The 22282-nt window shown below is 53.9% G+C and carries 20 protein-coding genes and 2 tRNA genes; 17 read left to right on the top strand and 5 right to left on the bottom strand.

From position 1 onward, the window contains the following. Positions 1-80 precede the first annotated feature (80 nt). A complete protein-coding gene (locus tag PSR63_RS18440; protein ID WP_274327150.1) occupies positions 81-746 on the bottom strand; it encodes an HAD family hydrolase in 666 nt (221 codons plus the stop codon). Between the two features lie 182 nt (positions 747-928). On the opposite strand from PSR63_RS18440, the gene PSR63_RS18445 reads away from it, so the two are divergent. Next, positions 929-1010, top strand: a tRNA-Leu gene (locus PSR63_RS18445). 487 nt (positions 1011-1497) lie between these two features. Next, entirely contained in the window at positions 1498-1800 is a 303-nt protein-coding gene (locus PSR63_RS18450; RefSeq protein ID WP_274327151.1) for a hypothetical protein, read from the top strand. A 29-nt stretch (positions 1801-1829) separates the two neighbouring features. Here the strand turns inward: PSR63_RS18450 and PSR63_RS18455 are convergent, their stop codons facing one another. Further along, entirely contained in the window at positions 1830-3035 is a 1206-nt protein-coding gene (locus PSR63_RS18455) for a HEAT repeat domain-containing protein (protein WP_274327152.1), read from the bottom strand. A 268-nt stretch (positions 3036-3303) separates the two neighbouring features. On the opposite strand from PSR63_RS18455, the gene PSR63_RS18460 reads away from it, so the two are divergent. Then, the gene (locus tag PSR63_RS18460) at positions 3304-4275 is read left to right on the top strand and encodes a hypothetical protein (RefSeq protein ID WP_274327153.1); all 972 of its coding nucleotides are present in this window, start codon (positions 3304-3306) and stop codon (positions 4273-4275) included. Here the strand turns inward: PSR63_RS18460 and PSR63_RS18465 are convergent. Together PSR63_RS18465 and PSR63_RS18470 are read right to left on the bottom strand one after the other, a co-directional pair. Beyond that, positions 4272-8120, bottom strand: a complete 3849-nt coding sequence (locus tag PSR63_RS18465) for an MFS transporter (RefSeq protein WP_274327154.1) — start codon at positions 8118-8120, stop codon at positions 4272-4274. The two genes, PSR63_RS18460 and PSR63_RS18465, sit on opposite strands and share 4 nt — an antisense overlap. A gap of 192 nt (positions 8121-8312) precedes the next feature. Continuing rightward, entirely contained in the window at positions 8313-8708 is a 396-nt protein-coding gene (locus PSR63_RS18470) for a response regulator (RefSeq protein WP_274327155.1), read from the bottom strand. A gap of 316 nt (positions 8709-9024) precedes the next feature. Between PSR63_RS18470 and PSR63_RS18475 the strand changes: the two genes are divergently transcribed. After that, positions 9025-9327 (top strand): hypothetical protein, encoded by a 303-nt coding sequence (locus PSR63_RS18475; RefSeq protein WP_274327156.1) that lies wholly within the window; start codon positions 9025-9027, stop codon positions 9325-9327. A gap of 1324 nt (positions 9328-10651) precedes the next feature. Here PSR63_RS18475 and PSR63_RS18480 read toward each other — a convergent pair. Then, positions 10652-11569 carry a hypothetical protein gene (locus PSR63_RS18480; RefSeq protein WP_274327157.1) on the bottom strand — a complete coding sequence of 306 codons (918 nt, stop codon included), beginning with the start codon at positions 11567-11569 and terminating at the stop codon, positions 10652-10654. 269 nt (positions 11570-11838) lie between these two features. Between PSR63_RS18480 and PSR63_RS18485 the strand changes: the two genes are divergently transcribed. The 13 genes from PSR63_RS18485 to PSR63_RS18540 all read left to right on the top strand — a co-directional run bounded on the left by PSR63_RS18485 (position 11839) and on the right by PSR63_RS18540 (position 22223). Continuing rightward, positions 11839-12255 carry a hypothetical protein gene (locus tag PSR63_RS18485; RefSeq protein ID WP_274327158.1) on the top strand — a complete coding sequence of 139 codons (417 nt, stop codon included), beginning with the start codon at positions 11839-11841 and terminating at the stop codon, positions 12253-12255. 210 nt (positions 12256-12465) lie between these two features. After that, positions 12466-12825, top strand: a complete 360-nt coding sequence (locus PSR63_RS18490) for an STAS domain-containing protein (protein ID WP_274327159.1) — start codon at positions 12466-12468, stop codon at positions 12823-12825. A 161-nt stretch (positions 12826-12986) separates the two neighbouring features. Beyond that, on the top strand, positions 12987-13412 hold the full coding sequence (locus PSR63_RS18495; protein ID WP_274327160.1) for an ATP-binding protein: 426 nt from the start codon (positions 12987-12989) through the stop codon (positions 13410-13412). Positions 13413-13572: 160 nt separating this feature from the next. Continuing rightward, a tRNA-Asn gene (locus tag PSR63_RS18500) sits at positions 13573-13645 on the top strand. Between the two features lie 449 nt (positions 13646-14094). Next, complete coding sequence (locus tag PSR63_RS18505; RefSeq protein ID WP_274327161.1) at positions 14095-15159, top strand: hypothetical protein; 1065 nt, start codon at positions 14095-14097, stop codon at positions 15157-15159. A 47-nt stretch (positions 15160-15206) separates the two neighbouring features. Further along, positions 15207-15296 carry a competence protein CoiA family protein gene (locus tag PSR63_RS28225; RefSeq protein WP_443111099.1) on the top strand — a complete coding sequence of 30 codons (90 nt, stop codon included), beginning with the start codon at positions 15207-15209 and terminating at the stop codon, positions 15294-15296. A 154-nt stretch (positions 15297-15450) separates the two neighbouring features. Continuing rightward, on the top strand, positions 15451-15663 hold the full coding sequence (locus PSR63_RS18510; protein ID WP_274327162.1) for a hypothetical protein: 213 nt from the start codon (positions 15451-15453) through the stop codon (positions 15661-15663). A 33-nt stretch (positions 15664-15696) separates the two neighbouring features. After that, entirely contained in the window at positions 15697-16194 is a 498-nt protein-coding gene (locus PSR63_RS18515) for a DUF2924 domain-containing protein (protein ID WP_274327163.1), read from the top strand. Further along, a complete protein-coding gene (locus PSR63_RS18520) occupies positions 16191-17774 on the top strand; it encodes a recombinase family protein (RefSeq protein WP_274327164.1) in 1584 nt (527 codons plus the stop codon). The genes PSR63_RS18515 and PSR63_RS18520 overlap by 4 nt, the downstream gene beginning before the upstream one ends. Further along, entirely contained in the window at positions 17771-18226 is a 456-nt protein-coding gene (locus PSR63_RS18525) for a hypothetical protein (protein ID WP_274327165.1), read from the top strand. The genes PSR63_RS18520 and PSR63_RS18525 overlap by 4 nt, the downstream gene beginning before the upstream one ends. A 385-nt stretch (positions 18227-18611) precedes the next feature. Next, entirely contained in the window at positions 18612-19109 is a 498-nt protein-coding gene (locus PSR63_RS18530; RefSeq protein WP_274327166.1) for a hypothetical protein, read from the top strand. Continuing rightward, positions 19106-20041 (top strand): DUF1848 domain-containing protein, encoded by a 936-nt coding sequence (locus PSR63_RS18535; protein WP_274327167.1) that lies wholly within the window; start codon positions 19106-19108, stop codon positions 20039-20041. Before PSR63_RS18530 ends, PSR63_RS18535 begins: the two co-directional genes overlap by 4 nt. Before the next feature lie 43 nt (positions 20042-20084). Beyond that, positions 20085-22223 (top strand): type I restriction-modification system subunit M, encoded by a 2139-nt coding sequence (locus PSR63_RS18540; RefSeq protein WP_274327168.1) that lies wholly within the window; start codon positions 20085-20087, stop codon positions 22221-22223. Positions 22224-22282: the final 59 nt, after the last annotated feature.

Raw genomic sequence — 22282 nt, forward strand, 5'->3', positions numbered from 1 at the left:
TCCAGTTTAAAGGGGGGCTCGCATTTTCGTCAATCGACTTTGGGGCAGTTTGATGTCTCGACGTATCGCCTTGGTATCAACTACATCGGGAGTTGTAATTCCAGTTGCTCGTAAATGCGTCGATCGTGTAGCGAGTCGGCCACGAACTGCGCTCCGTCAAAACCGTGTCCACGACTATGATCGCCCGGCACGGCAATGGCATAGGTACCGGCGTCGATGGCGGCCTTGCATCCGGTTTCACTGTCCTCAAAGACGACAATCTCACCTGGTGAAAGGCCTAAGCGTTCGGCTGCGGTTAAGTAGATTTCCGGATCCGGCTTACCATGCTCTACGTCATCGCCGCCAATCACAAATTGAAGTTCTGGCGTAATGTTAAAGCGGCCTAGTAGGTCGATAGCTGAAGCTCGCTGGGCGCTGGTACACACGGCGATTGGGTAACTGGCTTCCAAGATCGATTTGAACAGTTCCGTAAAACCCGGCATGAGCCCCAGGGATGTTTCCAGAATGTCTGAGAATATTTCTTCAGACTCTTGATGGAGTGTCTCGATCGAGTCGGCCAGATCGTGCCAGTCGATCATCACTTGAAAAGCTTTCGGAGCGGGCCGTCCCATCATGGCATCGGTCAGGTCTTTGGTCAGGACGAGACCGCGGCGACGGAGAATTTCTGTCGAGACCTGCGGGTAGAGCATCTCGGTGTTCAAGATGGTCCCGTCCATATCGAAAACGACTGCTTTTAATTCAGGCATGTTTATCTGTGGCTTTTAAGGAACCTTGCAAAGGACTGGCGTCTGGAAGATCTACCCTTCCGTTTTCGCATCTTAGGCGCGAACACCCAAGAGGGGGCCACGTTGCCAAGTCCGTATCTGTGATGATATACTTGTGAACTTCATCCAGAGTCACCGTTAAAACGTGTGATGTTGGATTGCCAGGGGATGTGGCGAAACTGGCAGACGCGCTAGATTTAGGATCTAGTTCCGCAAGGAGTGCAGGTTCGATTCCTGTCATCCCCACTTTTTTCTTTCGTATCAGACGCAGTTTATCGATTGCTGCTCACCCGCTCATGCGAGTGGATTCTTGTCGCGATACTCTCTCACTCATAGTTGATACAGATGTAGTATGCGCGGTTATATGGTCGGTCGGGTGCCCCTTTAAGTGATTGGGTGGTGTCACCCAAAAGAGTGTGTTGGTATGAGCGTTTCAGGCAAATACGACACTTACTTGTACTTTCTCCCTTAGAAATGGTTGTGAGTCTATAAGAGGCGGGTGGTCGATGTAGGTGATCACGATATATTCGGGGATTACACTTTGCCCGCCAAAACCGACAGGGTGAAGTAAAGTCCAGAAAATCGCTCGGTTGGAAGCGTATTGCGGTTTGCCAGCATTCTCAATTTTCGCAAGTCGACGATTTGGACACATGGGTCTAGACTAGGTATAGGCCCTAGGCAAGGCATATTGGAAACGTCTTAGATTGTTTCATTGAAAGATAAAGTTCGAAGCATGGCAAAACGCGCTACTAACAAGCCATCTAAAGCAGATGCAATCCGTAATTACCAGAAGGATAACCCCGAAGCTTCGCCTACCGTTGTCGCGGACGCTTTGAAGAAGGCGGGTTACAAGGATGTTACGCCCCAGTATGTGAGCACCATCAAGTCGATGGATAAGCGAAAAGCGAATGGCCCAACTAAGACTGGCAAGATCACTGCCGAAGATCTGATGACGGCGAAAGAGTTTGTCGACTCGATCGGCGGTGTTGGCCGCGCTAAGCAAGCGATGGAAATGCTCAGCAAGCTGACGCACTAAGATGCTAAGTGTCCCTTCCGTGGGACACTCTATCTACGAATTAATGCTTGAACTCGCGGACTTGGATCGGTTGCCATGTCCGCTTTCAAGCGTCTTAGCAGTCGCGGGTCGGTGGATGTAAGAAGCGCAGCCGCCGCACTATATCTGACCCCCTCGTCTGGATCTTTCGTCATATAGTAGAGCCAGTGGGTTCGATCCTCCCTAGGCATGACGGGCAGTTCTCGAACGAGTTGTAGACGCTGTGTGACATCGGGGTGCGTGAGTCTCGTTGCGAGTTCTAGATCTTCTGCATTGAAGTTCCGCGCTATGAGAGTTTCGCGGGCATGCTTTACCATGCGCGTGTTCTGTAGGTGTAACTTCCACATGATTTCCAGTGTGGTCAGATGACTGAAGTCAGGCAGGGGCTCGGTAGGGTGGAGCCCAGGTGGAAGCTGTTTGGGGCTTTGAACCAGCGTAGGAAGCTTCAGGGGCCGATCGATTGCTACCCGGCGGTTGGCAGGCAGGACCTCTGAATCGCTATGCACGTGAACCTTAATCGCCGGCTGGGTGGCTAACGCGTCTTGGGGCTCACCGGGGATCGATTGCTGTTTCCATGGCAGTCCACCTCGTAGGTCTAGCTCGTCCATCTGCTGAAGCTGGGATGGGCTTTCCAAAGCGGTGTCGCCTGGCTGCTGCTGTTTCAGGTAGCTCATCACCATCTGGTCGCTCGCTGCCAGGTCGGTCGAGGATGTGGTTGGTCTACTGTCGCGAATCATATCCTCTAGCAATATGAGAAATGGACCTTGCTTAGGAGATGACATTCCAAGATCCCAGTTGGACATCTGGCTAGCCATCAGATGAACACGGCCGCGCGTTTGCTGAGGATAGTTGGGTAGCTCGTCGTTGAGAGCTTCTGCCAATTGGTATGCCTGATTGGCAATGGCTAGTCCTGGTTCGGCTTGCAGCCTATCAATTCTGGCTTGCATCTGTTGGGTTGCTTCCAACGCAATGATCGGGCGATCCGAACCCATCCAGCGAGCGAGGTCGTGATAAGGAGTCGACGAATGACGTAACGCGTACTCCATTCTTTTGGGAATCTCCGACTCGGGAGCATTCAACAAAATGGTATCCATGCGCGCTGGTAGCAAATACCACAAAGCCATGATGCTAAACCCCACTGCCAGCAATAGCAGCATGCCCAGCAGTATCACTGTGGTCTTAACTGGTCGAAAGTGGCTTTCGTTCGAATGCTGCATGGATTGAATTCAGGACAGGGCGACTCGGTTGAGCTTTCATTGCCGAAAACCCGCAAGTGCTAGCACATAGTTCGGTTTAGGAATCTGAGAATGATTGTGGCGATCATAGCGGTTCAACCGATTTAAGGGTAAGGCCATCTCAGCCATCGCGAAGCCTAGGGGGAATGCTTGCATGCCGATTTTCCGAAATTCAACCACTCCAACCTGTCTTCTCGGATCGATTTTGCGCTCGTGGACGTGTTTTGCGGGTGTCATTCTGGTATTCGGTTTGTTGCAAGCATCCACGGGAAATGCCCAGGAAGCTGAGGCCGAACTCGTCAGTTTCAGTCGTGAAGACAAACAGGATGCGCTCCGCCTGATTCCCTTCGGGCAAATGAAACCGCTCGATCAGAATCGCGTTTCTCAGGTCGTGAAAGACCCGAGTATCTTTCGGCGACTGCCAGTACAAGTCATCGACTGTGATCCCGAAATCTATGCGTTCCTGGTTAGCTATCCCGAAGTGGTCGTCAACATCTGGGAGCTGATGGGGATTACCAATGTTCAGGTGCGGCGGCTAAGTCCCACGTCGTTTCACGCTAATGATGGCGCCGGCACAGTCAGCAACGTGGACATTGTTTATGCCGATGGCCAAACGAACATCTTCTTCGCCGAAGGGTACTACGAAGGACCACTTGCTCCTAAGAAGATCCTGGCCAACTGCGTGCTCGTCCTTCAGTCAGGCTACACCAAAGCGGCTCAAGGGGAGTCGTTTGTCTCGAATCGACTGGACGTCTTCGTCAAATTTGAGAGCCGCGGCGCTGACTTCCTGGCCCGCACGCTTCACCCGCTGATTGGTAAGACGGCCGATTACAACTTTGCCGAAACGTCGTCCTTCATCGGTAAGATCTCAAAGAACGCCGAAGACAACGTGAACGGAATGCACAACCTGGTCTCCCGCTTGCAGAAAGTCGATCCGACGGTTCGCAAGCAGTTTGGCGATGTGGTGACGCGTGTGTATCAACGTAAGGTCGTTGCGGAACGCGGCATTCAGCAGCAATTTGCCAAAGCCGAAGAGGAGGAAGAAGAACCACTTCCATTGGCGGCTGCCCCTGTGCAGGAGCCTGCTCTCTTGCCGGAACAACCAGAGCAAGTTGCGTTGCGTCCTTTGGAGCCGGCCGTCACGGAAGAAGCCGTCGAAGAAACGGCTTCAACTTCTCTGGGATCGATCCCCAGAAAGCGCTTCGCGGAACTACGACGCTAGTTCGATTCACTTGAAGAAGACGCGGTCGAATCCTTGGTTGCGAACCGTGCGTCGGCGATTGCCTTGAGTTCCCTCAAGTCGAGCTTGCCGGATCCGAGAATCGGAATCTTCTCGACTTCCATGAAGCTGTCGGTCGACGGAATGAACAGGTTCGGTAGGCCGGCCTGCTTCAGCTGTCGGCAGATGTCCTCTGGCGTGAGCTGAAGCGGAGCATGAACGACGACGATGCGTTCTCCCTTGGTGGGATGCTCGACGGCCGTTACGGCAACTGCCAATTCTTCGCTCTCGTGCGGGCCGAGGATCTGCTCGATAGCTTCTTCGATCCGCACGTGTGGGATCATCTCGCCCCCGATCTTTGAGAAGCGACTCACCCGGCCGGTGATCTTCAAAAAGCCGTCTTCGTCGATCAGGGCCACGTCGCCCGTTTTGTACCAGCCATCTTGTAGGACCTTCGCGGTTTCCTCAGGCTGATCCAGGTAGCCCTTCATCACGTTTGGACCCGTGATATAGAGCATTCCAGGCTCGTTGACCCCTTTGGCTTCGCCCGTATCGAGATCGATGATCTTGGCCGCGACGTTGGGGATCGGTCGTCCCACGGTGCCTTCCTTGCGATCGATCTGGAAGTTGTCGATCGAGCGGGCAGGAGGGATGTTCACCGATACCAGCGGCGAAAGTTCGGTGGCTCCATACCCTTCAACGGGGCGAACGCCAAACTTTTGCTCGAACGATTCACACAGATCGACAGGCAGCTTTTCGGCACCGGCGACAACGATTTCCAGTGTCGCAAAATCGTCCTTGTCGACACGACGTTGATAGCTGCGGAGGAATGTAGGCGTTGCCAAAATGACCGTTCCGCCGTGCTTCTTGGTCAGGTTGCCAATGATCTTCGGTTCCAGAGGACTGAAGTGGTAGGCCGACTTCACATCGATGCCAAACAGCGTCCAGAGCGTGACCGTGTATCCAAACGAATGGAAGAACGGAAGGATCCCGATGATCACGTCCTGGCGATTCAGATGGACCATCTGCTGAATGGCCTGAACATTTGACGAAATGTTCGCATGGGTCAGCTGCACCCCTTTCGGGACACCAGTCGAGCCAGAGGTGAAGATCACGGTGAGCGTATCGTCTGGGCGAATCTTGTTTAGGCCGTACGTGCGATCCAGCATCCAACTGGGAAGCACAAAGGATGTGAACGCACAGCTAATCTTGTCCCAGAGGGTCGGCTTGTCTTTCAGATCTTCCAGGTAGACCACCTCGCAATCGAGGTCCCACTCAAACTTCTCCATAAAGCGACGACTGGTTAGTACCGACTTGATGCCACACTTGTTGATGCAGTGGTTCATCACTTCGTTACTGGTCGTGTAGTTCAAGTTCACCGCAATACGGCGATCGAGGGCCAGGGCACCATTAACCGCGGCGCCGGCAACCGATGGAGGCAACAGAACCCCGACGTATTGTTCGTCCTTGCGTGACTTGAGAACGTGCCGCTTGAGCAAGCGACGCAGTACCAGGATGCGTGTCAGGAAGACACCACCGGTCAGGTCAACGCCAGTTGAGTCCGCTACCTTGGAAGTGAATAGACGTCGTTTGCAAACGCGAAGGAGCGTTTTCGCTGGGGGAATCACTCGCTCAACTCGTCGCTCGAAAGCGATCGCTCCTAACTTTTGGACTGCTTGGCGAATCACATGAATACCGTAAGGTGGTTCGATTGGCTCGCCGAAATGAATCGAGATGGGGGTTTGCCAACTGCGAGGTATTTTCCAGAAGAACCGGCCTTCGCTGAAGGTAAAAACGCTTCCCCAGAGTTCGTCGATAAATACAGGCACGACTGGGGCGGAAGTGCCTTCGACCATCTTCAAGAGGCCTGGCTTGAAGCCTTGGATTTGTCCGCTACGGGTGATGCCTCCCTCGGCGAACACACAAACCAGTTCCCCGTTTTCGATCGCTTCGCGACCCTTTTGAAGGGCCTTCTGAATTCCTTTCGGGCCTTTGTCGATCAGGATCGCTCCGTGGTACTCGACAAAGCGGCGGAACCATTCACTCTTGAAGTTTCCACCCCAGACTAGCATGCGAACAGGCCGGCTACTGGTGAGCATCAGCAGAACGCCATCGAGCCATGAAACATGATTCGAGACCAGCAGCGCACCACCTTCGGCTGGCAGGTTTTCGCGATCATGAACCCGAATGCGGTAGAACGTTTCACTCGCCAGCCAAACAAGGAAGCGAAGTGAGTTCTGCGGAAGCAGGTAAAGGATGTAGAACAAAATCGGGATGGTAACAACGCCACACAACAGGAAGATTTGCCGCGAACTCAGCAGCGGCAAATTGGTCGCTTGAAAATAAATCTCGGCGACCAACTGCTTGTAGTCGGGATACTTATCAATTACTTCGCTACGATCAATCGGATTTTGATCGGTGAACGCCTGATGCAACTGCGTCATCAGCAAGGAAGCGAACGCATAGGTCTTTTCGTCGTCGTTGGATGCCATCGACGCGGCGATATCGAGCGGCGAGTCGTACTCCTTACCGGCGATGATATCAGCCCGAAGCTCATCCGACTTCTGCTTGACCTCTTTCGAGAACTCGGGCGAGACCTCTAACTCGGCGACTTGGTCGACGTTGCTGATATCGCCTTCGTAGACCGGAGTTCGCAGAACGGAGAACACCACCGAGACCAGCAGGATACCACCGAAGGTGAGGAAATTCGTAGCGGCGAGGATCGTGCCACGTTTTTCTGCCGGGGCTCGGTGTTGCAGGAAGGAAGCCAACGGCACTTCAAACAGGCCAGCTGACAATCCCATCAGGAAAAGCAAGAAACTAGCCACGAAGAAGACAAAGTTCCAGTTTCCATCCGCACCGACAATCGGAGAAGGGCAGAGGAACAGCAGGAATGAGCAGATCGCCAATCCGGTTGCACCGAGCGGGAGAATCCCCATTTCGACGTGACCTTGCGACCAGTACCCCGCCAGAATGCAGCCCACCGCTGTCCCCACGACCAATACGGCCAGCAGTGGTCCGACATCGGCCTGAGTTGTGGTGCCGCTTTCAGCGGCAAATTGGTCGATATTCAGTTGGGCCAGCGCGGCTAATGTCCAAAAGAACGCGCTACCCATCGCGACATAAAAGATCGCCTTGTTGATTCGGAGTGCTCTGAGATCCTTGATCACGCTGCGGAATGGATTCCAGGGGAATTTCATGTCCGGCTGATTGATCGGCAGGTTTTGTATCCACAAGCTGGTTAGAATGCCGACGGCAGCGAAACCCACCATAATCAGCCCGGCCAGCCAGAGATTGGTTTCTCCCTGGTGCGTCCAGTCACTCAGCAGATTTCCGACAACGGTCCCCAGGGCCGTGGCAACCACCGTGGCCAGGCCAATGATCCCATTGGCTGAGGAGATATGCTTGGTCTTGAGAATCTCGGGAATCGCACCCAATTTCGCAGGGCCGTACATGGCACTTTGTGCACCGAGAAAGAAGACCACGCTGAACAGCCAGAAGAGCTGACCGCTCCAGGCAAGCATGATCCCGAGCGCCATGATCACGATTTCTGCGATCTTACAGGCAACGATCACGCTTCGTTTGCTGTAGCGATCGGCGAAATAGGCCGCATGCGGAGCAAAAATCAGGTATGGAGCGACCATACACGCGGTACCAGCCATCAAGATGGTACCTACATGTTCAGGTTGCTGTTCTTTCCCGATGCCAATGGCGAACCAACGGAAAATGTTGTCGTTCGCGGCACCGAAGAATTGCGTCAACACCAAGCCAATAAAGCTCGTCGACGACAGGTTATTCAGTTCGTCGTCGTGCTCTCGGATGGTGGGTTCATGGACGCCGGGGGCCATACATCTATTCCACGCGATGATTGCGATGCTTGCAATTCCGTAAGACTAGCCGATTTGGGGCGTTTCACCAACGCCACAAGGCGGCTGTCGGCCTCATTTGCCGACGCTTTCTTCGCGTATTTTCCTCGCTCGCAAGACAAGCGTGGATAAGATTTTCCGATTTTTACCCACGGGAAATGGGATCGACAGGAACTAGGCCTGCAGATTGGCATCGACCAGTCGCCGCATTGTTTCTTGCAATTGCTCCGGCAGAAACGGCTTGACCATGAAGTCTTGAGCCCCTTTTCGTACCGAATCAGCGACGAGCGAGGTTTGATTCAACGCACTTACCATGACGACCTTGGCATTCGGGTCGTGTTCGATAATCTTTTCCAGTCCGTGAATGCCGTCGTGTTCCGGCATGACAATGTCCATCGTCACGGCATCTGGCTGTAGCTCGATGTACTTCTCGCAGGCCTCTTGGCCATTCTGCGCTTCACCGGCCAGTGTCCAGCCGTCTTCGGTCAAAGAGTCGATGACAAGTTTGCGCATTAACATCGAATCATCACAAACAAGCACTCGGCCACGTGAAGGATTGGATGTACTCATATTTCTCTGCCCAGATTGCGAACATGTGATCAACACGCCGGGGGTCGCCCCTGACGTTCCTTACATGGATAGGTTAAGGATGAGCGCCAAGTGAGGGGGGAAGCGGTGGAATTGCAACTCTTCGTCCAAGCGTAGCCGACTTCTCGGAATATCCCCTACCGTCGATACCCCCTGAGCAATCCTTATAAGAGAGAAGATCCTTGACTTAGAGGAATCGCTCAGGCGCGTGCCCCTGTTGATTCGAAGATTGGATTAACGGACCGTTCAGTCCGTATTCCTTCATGCAACTAGTTTCAGCGATTCAGCGGAGCTGACCGTGGAAATCAATCGCAATCAATACTTCATGATCGGCGTTGTCTTGCTTGCCTTGGGCATTCAATTTCGCCTGGTCGACTCGGTGACCCTGACTCAGGAAGCGAGTCAGTTTCTTGCGAAGCAATTCAACTCGAAGAAGGCCGAGCCAAGCGACGTGCCGACGGCCTTCGTTGCGGCAGCCGAAGATTCTAATATCGTCTCGGCCAAGAAGACAATTAAACCTCCGCAGTGGTTGGGTTGGGCCCTTATTTCGATGGGTGCCGTGCTAGTGCTTCATAGCTTGGCGATGCCGAAGCCTGGTTAGCAAATCTCTCAAACCCAAGAATTACGCAAGCGTCTTGATCTAATGGCATCGCCTCGTGGCATCGGTAGATATGATGTCGCGAGTTATCTTTGCGGCAAAAGGGCAAGCTGGGCACAAACTGCGAATCGTGATCTTGTGCCGAAAGGCGGCAGTCTCTTATAAAAGTCGCTGACGAATTGGCCATTGACAGGCCGATTGCGGCGTTGATCGATCCTCAATTTAATTGACTGAGGAGAGATACGCGATTCCAAGAAACGTGCGGGAACAATGAGCCCTTCGGAATCGGCATAAGCGTTACCATATTTGACGTAAATTGTGCTAAACTCGTCAAAAACTCACACCTTATTCATAAGCGTATCCGAGTATACTAACGTTAGATCACTGATTTTCTCCAATGAAGCATTGGGACAGAGAAAGTTGTGATGGCTAATGCCTTCCCTTACCCTGCTTGGGGCCTTTAAGACACTTTCCCATCAACTGCGTCTACACAATTTCCCCGAATGCCAAGATGCCCAAGCTCTTGAGGCATTTCTACATGTTCGCGCAAGAATCAAGACTCTGAAAAGCACGGCAGAACTTCAATCGTCGTGCAATGAGAAGTCGCTGCGGAGATGCCAAGATGAGTTCGAATTTGCCGAGCTCGTTCTTGAACGTCTGCGTTCGTACATTGATCACGCGCGACCGCTAACGCCAATAGAGATGGTTTCGGCAATGTCGGCGCTCCAGTTCCTGGCGCGTCGTTTGATGGTTCCCTTTGAGGATTGGGATCTTGAGCGAACCAATACACCCGACTTAGCCGATCTGCTTGTGGAGCAAGTGTGATGTCTGACATTCGAAGGGCGGGGAAACGACTTGCCTGCTTCTTCAATTGGAGTGACTTAAAGAGAGACCTTCCCAACAAAGTGTCGCAGAGCTGGGAAGGTCCCCAGTTAAGCATGACTTGCAGTCCGGTTAGTCTTCCAAGAATGAACCTGGATCAAAGTTGGTATCCAATCCAGGAGTAAAGCAACCTCGACGATGATCGTTTCTGTCCCACGTTCGTCTCGGGGAAGCCGGGCCGGCCGCTTTAAGCGGCCGGCCTTCTTTACTTCTTGTCATACCTAAGAGGGTCGCAAGATCCGCTATAGTGTCTGAAATCGCAAGAACGATATGCGCTTCTTGAATCGACAAGTTAGCAATGTGTCAAACAGCAGATTTAAGTCGGCCTGACCGACAACGCCGTCAGAATGATCAAATTCGGTGGGCAGTCAGTAGTCACCCGGGTTAAGAGTTGCTCTGCAAAGTGTGATGCAGATTACATTTGGATAAACGTCCAGCGTGTGATTTATGGCCTGTAACGCGGGTTTTCGTCCTCAGGAAAACGAGGATTACCACGTAGAACATTGGCATCGCGGATGGAGCTGTAAGGTCGCAAGCGAACATCTTCCAGGCTGGCGGAAAATGTGCCTTGGCCGGGAACGACCAGCTTGATCACGAGTGTTCCCAGCGGCGACACACGGCCATCGGTAGCCGGAGAAATTGCTTGGTACGGCAGCCGTGCCACGCGGGAGTCATACCGCGGAAACGTTTGATCCAGCGGAATTCGCCAGCTACCGATCTTCACGAAACGAGCGCCCCTGCCGTGCGGAACGCTCGAGAACGACGCATTCTGGAAGGCATAAAGTTCCGCTTCTAAGTGCCCGCGAGCTGCGGTTGGAAGTCCCTGGGCATCCTCCGGCGTAAAGGTGACCTCCAGGCCATCAACGCTTGGGTCGCTATCCCAACTTTTGAAGGTTGCCCAAGACGAGACGGTCGAGATGGGAGCGGTCGTGGGGCCAGCTTCGAGTTGTTCTACCGCCACTTGGTTCTCTCTCGGAGTCACGGGCGGGCCGAGCGTAATCACATTGGCGGCGCCCTTAGTCTGACGCTCTTCCGTTTGGACTTTCGTGATCAGGGTTGCCAGTTTTTCGAACGAAGCGGGAAGTTCGTTGATCGTTAGATGACGAATCGCCGTCCATGAGATCGGACGACTTAGCTCAATCGACCCGCGACTGGTCGTGAGGTGGACCGTATTGAAGTCGCTTTTGGGGGAAATTCTACCCCGGAACGTTCGACCGCTGGCCGTTGTAAGCTCGACGATGGCCGAGGGGGCAAGATCCTGGGCAAACACATGTCCAGTGGCCAGGGTCAGGAAGCTGCCAAGGACGAACAGAAAGGCCACAACAATCGGCGCGAGTGAGAGAGAGGTCATGGAGTCGTACATGGGCATCTGCCGTTGGGACAAGTTTCAATCGATAAGGTGCTCCTTCCCAAATGCAGTCGCAGTGCCAAGTAGAATCGATATACCTGGTCGTGTTCTTAAGTGTTGTAATAGAAATGCTTTGCGGCGACTTGTGTTGATTGCCGAGTTGTTGCTTAGAAGCAACGAAGATGTTTTTTCACCGCACGATGATTTCTTAACGCAACATCGCAATTCTCAAGCTACACTTGCGCGGTTTTTTGTTGGGTATCGTGGATAACGAGAGATCTACCGTGAAGAAACTGCTACCGAGCTTGTTGAGTATCTTCTGTGTCGTGTTGAGCTGCGTGGTGGCCATGTCGCCACCAGAGCAATCTGCAGCGGCCGAGCAAAATGCGGCTCCGGTAACTGACCGAATGAAGTCGGCTCAGCAGCTTCAGGAAAAGATGAAGCGGCTTCGCGAAGGGGCTGAAATCGTCGATGCATCAGGCACATTCGAATGGATCGGAGATCGCCTGAGCTTTGTGCAAGACGGCGAGAAAATGGTCCTCAAGATATTAGAAAACCGCATGATGGAACGCGTGGTTCAGGCCCAGGAAAGTTCGACCGGAGAGCTGAACTGGGTCGTCTCTGGGATCGTTACCGAGTACCGCGGAGGCAATTTTCTACTTCTGAAGCACGCTGTGCTTACCGGTAAACGTGGGGAATAGAACCCTGGAAACGTTGCGGCTTGGGCGATCGGGCAATTCTATTTGTCGTTGACAGCGCGTAAGTGGAAATTATCATAGGCTTTAGCGTTTGAGACGATTCTGGCGCTGAAGTGGCCTGTAAGATTCTCAGAATGCTCATTTTTCCTTTGTATTCGCGATTCTCGTTACGTTAGAATTCTGCGAAGTCTTCAGGTAAAGGAATTGAAAGCAATGTCGGACCAAAAGCGCCTCAAAGTAACCGAGGTGGAGGACGTCGCCGTAGTCGAATTCAAGGATCGCAAGATCCTGGATGACGTCCAAATACAAGAAATTGGGCAAGAGTTTAACGACCTGGTCGAGGTCGATAAGAGACGCAGCATTTTGCTGAACTTCTCCCATGTCGAATTCCTATCGAGTTCGGCTTTGGGGAAGCTAATTAGCCTCGACAAGCAGGTTAAACAGCAGGACGGGCATTTGAAGATGAGCAATATTCGCCCGGAGATTATGGAAGTGTTTGCCATAACCCGGCTGAATAAGTTGTTTGATATTAAGGACGACGTTCCCGACGCATTAGCTGCGTTTCGTGGCTAATTGGGAGTCCCTGTTTTCCGTTAGGGGGTTTTGTCGCTAAACTGATGCTATCACCCGTCTTTTGACAGGGTGTCTAGCGGCCAGCAGACATCAGTCAGGAAGAAGGCGTTCCTGACTGGCTTTTCCCGTAACACTCCTCCCATTCGTGATTGCGCTTAGTTATGGGCAATGACAATAACTGGCTTTGGTCGAACAAGGAAACGATTCCTAGTGATACGGCCGAAGGACAGCGTCTCATCAAAGAACTGCTGAACCAACTCGAGCTTGCCGAGTGGGCCATGCACGATAGCTTCGGTATCCACCTGGCCGCCGAAGAGGCTATCGTCAACGCAATTAAGCACGGAAACAAACAAGATCCGAACAAGTCGGTCGAAGTCGATATGCGCGTCGGAAAAGAACGTGTCATGATCCACATTACCGATGAAGGCCCTGGATTTAAGCCCGAAGATGTTCCCGATCCCACGCTGGACGAAAATCTGGACGTCCCCTCCGGCCGCGGCGTCATGCTGATCAAGGCGTATATGTCGGAAGTCTCGTACAACGAAAAAGGGAACTCAGTCAAAATGGTGAAAACCCGCTCGGCATAGCCTGCCAGCAGTAGGATTTTGACTGGCTAGAGAACCTTCCTTCGGGAAAATTGTCTTCTTCGATAGCACCGGAATCCTTTCTTGCCGTCCCCCTCATAACTTTCGCGTTAGGTGGCCTTGAAAGGGCAAAGGAAAAACGTAAACTTAGCTGTTCCTCTGATCCCCTGTAGCTCAGTTGGTAGAGCAGGCGGCTGTTAACCGCCTTGTCGCAGGTTCGAGTCCTGCCGGGGGAGCTCGTTTACTTTCTACGGAAAGAAACGCCAAACCAGTTAACGCCCGGCGTCGAGAGATCGGCTGCCGGGCGTTTTGCGTTTACGGCCAGTTCCCGCAAGGGTTTGCGGCGTTCTGGCCATCTGCACGGCGCTCTCTGTTTCGAGAGAGAATCTCCGGGGTCCGAAAGGGACCTTCAAGGTTCCTTCCGCAGCCCGGAATCTCGGGCCAAAACTCTCGAAGTCTCTGATTAACAGACCCCCAAAAGTTAACAGGCTGGTCCCTTGCGCTGAGCGGAAGGGACCCTTCTTGCAGGCTTCTCCAGAACAATGCCCGGCGTCGAATACAGTCGGCAAGTCGGGAGTTAGTGGTTGTGCGCCGCGCCATTTACCATGCTGCCCTCAGCCCATAATGGCAGCTAAATTGATTACGGGATTGGTGATGGGATTCAGCGAACGATAGGGGCATTCCAATGGCAAAACGTGACCCAAACAAAACGGCACGAAACCGAATCATTGCGGCTATCAAAGAAAAACTTCGTTCGCTCCTGCCTAGAGTCCTAAAGGACACGGGCTACTCTAGCGAGGCGTCACTCAACGCGACTATTGGCAGTAAGCATGATGACTTTTTTGATCTGAAACACGACGTGGTTCCCAGCCACGAGCAATTCGTCATGCATTGGATGGAAGGATTCGTGAAGGCCGCCAAAACTCAGCACAGTTGCCGCGAGATGATGCGTCATCTGAAGAAGTCAAAGGCATTCAAAGAATACCTGCTGCTATTCCTGAAACGATCGTACCTGAAGCATTACGAGGAGCTTGCAAAACACAGGCCGCACGTCTCTGAAGCGATCTTATGGATCGGACAAACCAACGCAAATTACGGCCTGGCGGTAACACCTCGATTTAAGGATGGCCAGTGGGAAAACGACAAGAGCGAAATACGCGCATTTCGGAATGGCTACTGGACCATTGGTCATGTGATGGAGACAGGGCTGGTTATTCCCGGCAAAAAAAAGATCTTTGAATTCAGCGACGTTGACCAGTATTTGCTCTTCTTTACCGACACGCTTGTTCGCAATTCTGGTTCGACTCATGAGTATGAGCTTGCTGAACTCTATGCGGACTTCGTAAAGCAGCAGGAAGACCCCAATTCTGTTCCACTCCTGATACCGGAGTATCGATATGGCGGATTGCACAAGCAACACCGCTACCGACTCGACTTCCTCATCATCAATCCATTCACCCTAGACAAGGTTGGATTTGAATTGTCGCCGTGGTCCACGCATGGTTACCTGCGCAAAATCAAAGGGCTGACGCAGGCAAAAATCAATGAGATGGCCAAAGACAATTTTGAAAAAGAGATGGAGAAGCATCGCACTTTCTTTCAAGACAAAGGCATCTATTCCGTCATCTATACAGACAAGAACCTTAAAGACAAAAAGAAATTGTTCGAAAAGGACTTCGTGCCGTTGCTTCAGCCCGAGAGGCCTACAAGTTTCGTTTCGTTCGAGATAATGGAGGAATTCCTTGAATAAGATTAGTTGGCGGCGTTCGATGCGCTCCATTTCCAGGTGGTCGTGGGATTTACCCGACCTGCAATGGAAACGTCATCGCGAAATGCGGTCGAGTTAAGCTCCATCATTGGGCACATGAGTCGCCAAGCGTAACATGAGGAGCGGTCCCGCGCTTTCTCAACTGGCCTGCGTCATATTCATCCCGTGCCGGGTAGGTTAACAGATAGAGGCTGTTAACCATCTTGTTTCGCCAGACATCGCGCCGGTCGCAAAGCGAAGGTCGCTGTGGGCATCTCCACACGGAGGCTCCGCATGCGACCATTCGACGATTCTATTTCCATGACGCCTGACGAGCGTCGCGCCGCCATTGCCAAGATTTTAGCGGCTGGCATTCTCCGTCTTCACACGCGGGCTGCTCTCCCGTCAGCGTCTGCGTCATCTTCCGACGTCAAAAACACCGAGAATCCTGGCTCTCCACGCCTTGAAGTTCCCGGCGAAACCGTGCTCAGTGTCCACAACGGTTAACGGTTTCTGAGACCCAAGAGAAAGGAGAGTCCAATGCCTGTGAATATCGCTAAAGAGGTCGCCGCGCTGGAGCGGATGACCGTTCGCGAGCTGCGTCTGCGGTACGCGGAAGTTTTCAACGAAGAGACGAAGGCCGGCAACAAGGCCTGGTTGATCAAGCGAATCGCTTGGCGGTTGCAATCGCTGGAAGAAGGCGACATTTCCGAGCGAGCCCGGCAGCGGGCGGCCGAACTTGCCAACGACGCCGACGTGCGGTTGTCGCCACCCAGGGCCAAGCTCAAACCTGTGACCACACCGGATCGCACGACGACGGGGACGCTTGGCGACACCAGCGACGATCGACTCCCGCCGCCGGGAAGCATCCTCACCCGTGAATACAAAGGCCACATGGTCCAGGTGAAGGTACTGCCCAAAGGCTTCGAGTTCGAAGGCGAGGTCTACAAGTCGCTCAGCGGCGTGGCCAGGGCGATTACCGGCCAGCACTGCAACGGCTTCCATTTCTTTCGGCTCGGCAAGGAGAGCGTACGATGACCAGGACCAGAAGCAAACGCAACGAATCCCATCGCGACGTCGTCCGCTGCGCGATCTACACCCGGAAGTCCACTGAAGAAGGACTCGACCAGGAGTTCAACACGCTCGACGCCCAGCGAGAATCGGGCGAGGCGTACATCGTCAGCCAGCGTCACGAAGGCTGGGAGTGCCTTCCAGATCGCTACGACGACGGCGGGTTTACGGGCGGCAACATGGACCGCCCCGCTCTGCGGCGACTGATGGCGGACATCGAGGCTGGCAAAGTCGACTGCGTGATCGTTTACAAGGTTGACCGGCTATCCCGTAGCCTGCTCGACTTCGCCCGGATCATGGAGACGTTTGATCGCCACAATGTGTCGTTCGTCTCCGTGACCCAGCAGTTCAATACGTCCACATCGATGGGGCGGTTGGTGTTGAACGTACTCTTGTCCTTCGCCCAATTTGAACGGGAGATCATCTCCGAGCGGACGCGCGACAAGATCGCCGCCGCACGTCGCAAGGGCAAATGGTCCGGTGGCATGCCGCTGCTGGGATACAACGTAGATCCGCAGGGTTCAAAGCTTGTGGTCAACGAGACCGAGGCCGACCGCGTGCGAGCGATCTTCAATCTCTACTCCGAACACCAGTCGCTGCTCGCGGTGGTCGCCGAATTGGACGAACGGGGATGGGTCAACAAGCGGTGGACGACCAAGAAGGGAATTGAGCGCGGCGGGAAACGGTTCACCAAGACGAGCCTCCACAAGCTGCTGACCAACGTCACCTACATCGGAAAGCTTCGCTACAAGGACGAAGTCCACGACGGTGAGCACGAGGCGATCGTCAGTACCGACGTGTGGCAACGGGTCCAGTCGCTCCTGAGCCGGAATGGTCGAACGGGCGGAGCGGCGGTGCGGAACAAGTTCGGTGCCTTGCTTAAAGGCATCCTCCATTGTTCTGCGTGCGGGACCGCTATGTCTCCCTCGCATTCGACGAAGAACGGCAACAAGCGGTATCGCTACTACGTCTGCACGAACGCGCAGAAACGCGGCTGGCACAACTGTCCGTCGAAGTCGATTCCCGCGGGCGAGATCGAACGGTTCGTCGTGGAGCAGATCCGGGCCATTGGCCATGACCCTACGATGGTCCGCGACACGGTCGCGCAGGCGCGTTCACTGGGCCAGTCCGAACGATTGGGCCTGGAGTCCGAACTTCGCGGCGTCCGGCGCGACGTGGCGCACTGGGACGCCGAGGTTCGCGAACTGCTCCCGCAGGTTGAACCCGGCGACCGGGAGACGCCGGCCAGGAAGCGACTGGCCGATCTGCAAGAACGCATCCGAAGTGGCGAGCAACGGGCGACGGACATTCAGGAGCAGCTGCTCGCTCTGGATCGCACGATGATTGACGAAGCCGATGTTGCTGCGGCCCTCGCCAAGTTCGATCCGGTGTGGGAGGCACTCGCCCCGCGTGAACAAGTCCGCCTCATTGATCTACTAATTGAACGAATCGATTACGACGGCGGGACAGGCGACGTTTCGATCGCTTTCCACGCTGCCGGTATTCGGCAACTGGCTGACCAAATCGAAACGGAGGACGCGGCATGAACACGTCGATCAACTACCAATGCAAGCTGAAGTTCGAACGCCGAGGGCGCGGGGCACGCTTGTCGGCCCGCGTGGCGAATGACCAAGATGAATCCGAGTTGCCCAAAGGCCGAGTACCGCGTGTGGCCAGGCTGATGGCTCTAGCCATTCGGTTCGAAGACCTGATCCGGCGAGGCGAGGTGAGGGACTACGCGGAGTTGGCGCGGCTCGCGCACGTCACGCGAGCCCGCATCACCCAGATCATGAACCTGCGGTTGCTTGCTCCGGACATTCAGGAGGCGATTCTGTTTCTGCCGCGTTTTGAACGGGGACGTGACAGGATTGGATTGGCTCAGATTCAACCAATCGCTTTGACTGTTGACTGGAGGAAACAGCGTCAGCTTTGGCGACAACTCTCGTCCTCCAGCCTGAGTTTACCTCAGGTGCTTGTGAACGGCGCACAAACCAGTTAACATCCTGTTTGTTTACTGTTTAGTGATCGATGACCTTGGCGCAGGCGTTCGGATGAACTGTTTTCAGCTGATAAAGACTGTTCTCGACGAGGCATACGCAGCGATTCCTGGTGATCCAGGCACAAAGGACGCGTCGATACGAGAGGCTCTCGCATCCTTGTCGAACGAATACCGAAGTCTCACCAAAAAAGGCTGCTTGGATTACAGCGATCCTTGCCGTCGGTTCGCTTATATTTATCGCTATACCACGTCCCACGCCAATTTGGTTTACCGACTGATCGAAGGCACTGGCCAGCTTCGCACACTATTTGATGAGAACAAGGTCACCACCTCGTGTGTTGGCGGAGGTCCAGGGAGTGACTTTCTAGGGATTCTCAAGTACTGCTTGAAAGCTGGAAAGACACCCGAACTTAAATGCCAGATTCTCGACCGAGATGCGTCATGGGGAGAGTCCTGGAGTGACGTTGACGACAAGCTCGGCCCATCCTTTCGAATCTCAACGGTATTTCATCCTCTTGATGTGACCGACGCTGCGACTTGGATGAAGTTCTCAAAGTACCTTCAAGCTGATCTCTTCACTTTGATTTACTTTATGTCCGAGGTCTATGCGCTGCGTGAACAAGCTAATGCCTATTTTGAAACTTTGATGGGATCAGCAAAGTCTGGTGCGTTGATGCTCTATGTCGATAACAACTCACCGGGATTCGCATCTTGGTTCGACGAATTGGCAACGCGTCATGACTGGGCGATTGTAGCGGCAGATCAAGGCATGCAGAATCTCCCATTTGAGGAAGAAAAGACCGACCTGAGACCATACATTGACAAGTTTGATCCGCCCAAAATTCGCGCTGACGTCGCCTACAGGATTGCGCGAAAGCAATGATCATCTCCGCCAGTTACAAGAATGATATCCCGACGTTCTACGGTGAGTGGTTCATGAATCGCTTGCGCGCCGGGTATTGCAGGATGGTCAATCCGTGGAACCGAAAACAGATCAGCCGCGTGTCGCTCGAACTCGAGGATGTGGACGGAATCATTTTCTGGACGAAGAACATCGCCCCGTTTCTGCCAAACCTGAAGGAAGTTCACGAGCTCGGGTACCGTTTCGTCGTTCAGCACACGATCAACAATTATCCACGGGCACTGGAGTTCTCTGTGGTCGATGCCGACCGCAGCGTCCAGCACTTGCGCAAGGTTTCGGAAACGTATGGACCACGCACCTGTGTCTGGCGATACGACACGATCGTCATGTCTTCCCTGACACCGGCCGACTTTCACCGTGAGAACTTCTCGCAGCTGTGCGGCAAACTGGAAGGCGTCACTGACGAAGTGGTCGTGTCGTTTGCCCATCTGTATCAGAAGACTCTCCGGAACATGAACTGGGCGGGCGAAGAGTTTGGGTTCACCTGGCATGATCCGGACGCCGACGAGAAACGGGCCCTGTTGTTGGAACTGGTGCCGATCGCCAATGTTCATGGAATGCAGGTGACGGTCTGCTCACAGCCGGATCTGGTCGTGCCCGGGACCAATGAAGCCCGGTGCATCGACGCGGCACGGCTGGAAGAAGTTTCCGGGCGGACTATCCGTGTTGAAAAACGTGGAGCCCGCAAGGAGTGCGGCTGCTTCGCGTCCAAGGACATCGGCGACTATGACACCTGCCCACATGGGTGCGTCTACTGTTACGCGGTGCAAAACCGTAATCTGGCTCAGCGGCGTTACCACGAACATGACCCGGATTCCGAGTTCTTGTACCCAGTGCCGGGAGCGCCGGCGGATGAGCCGCGTCCGGACCCACAACGAAAACTCTTTGACTGAGTCGGAATGCGATGCGAAGCAGCGATGAAGGATCCCACACCCAATGAATGGCAGTTCGTTTAAGGATATCGAAAAGCTGGAAGCCGACCTCTGGTCGGCAGCGGACAACCTGCGCGCGAATTCGAAGCTCACGTCGAGTGATTACTTCATGCCGGTCTTGGGGATCATTTTTCTCCGTCATGCTGCCAATCGTTTTGACACGGCCACGAAGCAGATCGAAGAGGACAAAGCTGCGGGCAAAATGCCCAAGCGAAAGGTTATCGACCAGGACTACATTCGTCGCCGTGCCCTGCCGCTTCCAGAAGAGGCTCGTTACGACTGGATCATGACGATGGCGTCCAGTGGCGAGAAGGCTCTTCCGACGCTGGTCACGGACGCGATGAAAGCGATCGAGGAAAAGTTCGATCCGCTGAAGGGTGTCCTGCCGAAAGACTACGGAATCTTTGAGCCGCAGGTTCTCGAAGACTTGATGCGACTGTTTAACAGTGAGCAGATTCGCAGTGCCACGGGCGATGTGTTCGGCCGCATCTACGAGTACTTCCTGGCGCGGTTCTCCATTCAGAAAGCCCACGACAACGGCGAGTTCTTCACGCCGTCTTCGCTCGTGCAGATGATCGTCAACGTCATCGAGCCGGATCACGGCAAGGTCTTTGATCCAGCCTGCGGTTCCGGCGGGATGTTCGTGCAGTCCAGTCATTTCATCGAACACGAAGGTGGTGACACCGCGAAAAAGGTTGTGTTTTATGGGCAGGAGAAGAATCCGGACACAATCCGCATCGCGCAGATGAACCTCGCCGTGCATGGTCTGACTGGCGAGATCGCCGAGGCCATCACCTACTACCAGGACGAACATAATCTGGTTGGTGGAGCCGACTTCGTGATGGCCAATCCTCCGTTCAACGTCGACCTCGTCGATGCGGAACGGATCAAGACGGATACGCAACGGCTGCCGTTCGGGCTGCCGGGCGTCAACAAGCAGAAAAAGGTCTCAAACGGCAACTACCTGTGGATTTCGTATTTCTGGAGCTACCTCAATGAGACGGGCCGGGCCGGCTTTGTCATGTCGTCGCAGGCCTCCAGTGGCGGCCACGGCGAGAAGGACGTCCGCGAGCGGATTGTGAAGACCGGCGACGTCGATGTGATGATGTCGATCCGGTCGAACTTCTTCTATACGCGGACGGTCCCCTGCGAGTTGTGGTTCTTCGATCGCGGTAAGCCGAACGAGCGTCGCGACAAAGTCCTGATGATCGATGCGCGGAACGTCTTCCGGAAGGTGAATCGCACGATCTGCGACTTCTCGCCGGAACAGATGGCAAACCTAAGTTCCATCGTCTGGTTGTACCGCGGTCAAAAGGACCGCTTCATCGCTCTGGTTCAAAGTTACCTGGTAGCGATCACGGCAGAGTGTGCAGCAATCCCGCCGGCCTTGGAGCAATTCGAGGCAACGCTGGCAGATCTCGAAGGGAAGTACAAAGCATTTGAAACGGCAATGCAGAGTTGTGAATCGCTGCCAGCCGAGTCGAAGGCATCGGTCGAGGAATCAGCACTGGAGCATCGTGAAGCCATCCAGCCTTACCGGAAGGATCGCAAGTCGTTGGATGCCGACCTTTCGGCGTTCGTGAAAGTGACAAACGGCAAACCTCCGGCAACCACTCGGCCACAGCAAACAGCCCGCTCGAAGTTTGATCCACTTGCAGAACGCATTCGTGGCCTAATTAAGCAGATTGATCTGCTCTACAAGATTGCGGAACGAACACATGGTTACATCGGGAAAATGCTCGCTGACGCGAATGACGATGCAAAAGAATCGCTCACTTACGATCGGCGTCAGATTGGTCGGGATCTGAAGCAGCTTGAGGTTCAACGGAGAGACGCCGTAGAGCAGTTGCGGCGAGCTGTGTATTTCCACCGGCAGGTGACGTGGCTATTGGAGCGTTTTCCAGAAGGCAAACTGACGGACGTGCCAGGATTGGTAAAAGTCACGGACCGGGATGACATCGAAGCTGCAGATTGGAGTCTTAGTCCCGCTAGATACGTTGGAGTCGCGCCTGCTGAGGTTGATGACGATTTCGACTTTGATGAGACGATTCGCGACATTCACACAGAACTTGTAGATCTGAATGGTGAGGCTGTCGAGCTCGCGAAAGTGATTCACGTTAACTTCGAGGAGATGGGGCTGTGACATTTCCTCAAGTTAGCTTTGGCTCGCTCTACTCGGAACCAGTCAGGAATGGATTGACC

It is taken from the genome of Bremerella sp. P1 (assembly GCF_028748185.1).
GTDB lineage: Bacteria > Planctomycetota > Planctomycetia > Pirellulales > Pirellulaceae > Bremerella.